We start from the raw sequence: 2,176 nt of genomic DNA on the forward strand, positions 1-2,176 counted from the left end.
CTTCAAACCCGTTGTGGTGTTGGGGCAAGAGCTCGACAGCCGCCGCACGGAAGACTTGCGGCCGGTCACGAATCAGCAGCCGGTTGAGCTGCAGCAATTGGCCAGGACGGTCAATTGGCTGATGCAGCAGCAGCAGGAATCGCTGGATCAGCAAAAGAAGTTTCTGGCCGATGCCTCCCACCAGTTGCGTACGCCCTTTGCGGTGCTGCGCACCCAGCTGCAGGGCGCCATGTCCGGGCAGCTGGACGTGCGGGAAACGCTGCCCAAGATGCTCAATACCGTGGACCGTTCCAGTGAGCTGGTCCGCCAGTTGCTGTCCGTCGCCAAGATGGAACAGTTGGTACGCCGGGCCAACTGGGTTGAAGTGGACCTGGCCACAACCGCACGTGATGTGGTCATGGAATTTGCGCCCTTGCTGGCCCGCAAGAAACTTGATTTCTCGATGCAGGCCATTCCGGTGCGCCTGATCACCGATCCCTGGTTGTTGGGAGAGTTGATCCGTAACCTGATGTCCAACGCTATTCAGCACACGCCCAAGGGCGGCGCTCTGGGCCTGGTGATTCGGGCTTYGCCCAGCGAAACCGAACTGCTGATCTGGGACAACGGTGGCGGCATGGATGAAGCTGTCCAGGCCCGCCYGTTCGAGCCTTTCCAGTCATCGTCGGGAACCTCTGGCGTCGGCCTGGGGTTGTCAATTTGCCGCCAGATTGCACTGTCGATGAACGCCGGAGTGGATTTGTTCAACCGCGTGCAAGACAACCATGTGGTGGGGGTGGATGCTGTCGTCCGGTGGCCCCAGGAAGTGCCCCATGAGTAGCGCCGTCCAGTTCCAGTCCATCAGCAAGACCTTTCCCAATGGGGTCCGTGCCCTGTGCAATATCCACTTGCGCATACCGTCCAGGCAACTGACGACCTTGCTGGGGCCGTCCGGTTGTGGCAAGACGACCCTGTTGCGAATGGTGGCGGGACTGGCACGGCCCACCTCGGGCCGGGTCCTGCTCGACGGGGTGGATGTGACCGACATGGGCGTCGAACAACGTCCCATCAGCATGGTGTTCCAGAGCTACGCCTTGTTTCCGCATCTCAACGTACTGGACAACGTGCGTTACGGGCTGCGCATGCTGGGACTGCACCCGCGCGAGCGTGACGAGCGCGCGCGGGCTGCGCTGGGCATGGTGGGGCTGCAGACCAGCGCCGGGAGCAACACCGCTGTGTTGTCCGGGGGGCAGCAGCAGCGTGTGGCCCTGGCCCGGGCGCTTGCGTTGCAGCCGAAGGTGTTGCTGCTGGATGAACCGCTGTCCAATCTGGATGCGGGTTTGCGGCGCCAGATTCGGGAGGACATACGCGCCCTTCAGCAAAACCTGGGGCTGACCGTGCTGTACGTGACGCATGACCACGGCGAAGCCATGGCGGTCAGCGACACCGTGGTGGTGATGCATGAAGGACAGGTCACGCAGGTGGGCACACCGCAGGAAGTCTATGAGACGCCGCACAGCGAATTCGTTGCGGCCTTCATGGGAGACGCCGTGATGTTTGACGCCCAGGCTGATGCATCCGGCGCGATTCAGCTGGGGCCCCTGCGCATCGCGCCCGGACTGACGCGGCGGCAGGGAAAAGTCCGCCTCGTGGTGCGCCCGCATGCCTGGCGGCTGGCACCCGCCAGCGGAGAAGGCCTGCCCGGAAAAGTTCTCTCACACGCCTACCTGGGGCGCAACACCGAGTACCACGTGCTGACCGCACTGGGGACATTGATGGTCCTGGTGCAAAGCGAGACACTGGTCCGCCAGGTGGGCTCGCCGGTCAGCGTGCATCTGGGCGCACAAGGGGTGAGTGTGGTGATGCCCTTTGACTGAACACATCAACACACTGCACGCATTCAATCGGGCCTCGCCGCCCATCCTTCAGGAGATTAACGTGAAAAAGACAGCACTCTTCGCAGCTCCCTTGCTGCTGGCCCTCGGACTTCCGGTGTTTGCCCAGGAAGGGGAGGTCAATATCATCTGCGCCGCCCAGGCGGACTGGTGCAACCTGATGCAAACCACCTTTGGCAAGACCAGCGGCATCAAGGTCAACATGACGCTGAAAGGATCGGGTGAAGCGCTGGCGCAGATCACCGCCGAGCGTGCCAACCCCAAGACCGATCTCTGGTTTGGTGGCACGGGTGACCCGCATATGC

The 2,176-nt window shown here is 62.4% G+C and carries 2 protein-coding genes and 1 pseudogene; all 3 read left to right on the forward strand.

Annotated features, from left to right (window positions below):
• Positions 1-817 (forward strand): sensor histidine kinase (locus tag AC1DWI_RS20485; RefSeq protein WP_477725610.1); only part of this gene is annotated, 817 nt, incomplete at its 5' end.
• Positions 810-1,853, forward strand: coding sequence for an ABC transporter ATP-binding protein (locus AC1DWI_RS20490; RefSeq protein WP_477669162.1), 1,044 nt, complete (start codon positions 810-812; stop codon positions 1,851-1,853). The genes AC1DWI_RS20485 and AC1DWI_RS20490, both read left to right, overlap by 8 nt.
• Positions 1,854-1,914: 61 nt before the next feature.
• Positions 1,915-2,176: pseudogene (locus tag AC1DWI_RS20495) on the forward strand (iron ABC transporter substrate-binding protein); the annotation flags it as partial.

The sequence above is a fragment of the Polaromonas sp. P3_C2 genome (assembly GCF_056402675.1).

Excerpts from the sequence above, each read along its gene's own strand:
- AC1DWI_RS20490 (WP_477669162.1), top strand. The coding sequence starts at position 810 with ATGAGTAGCGCCGTCCAGTTCCAGTCCATCAGCAAGACCTTTCCCAAT.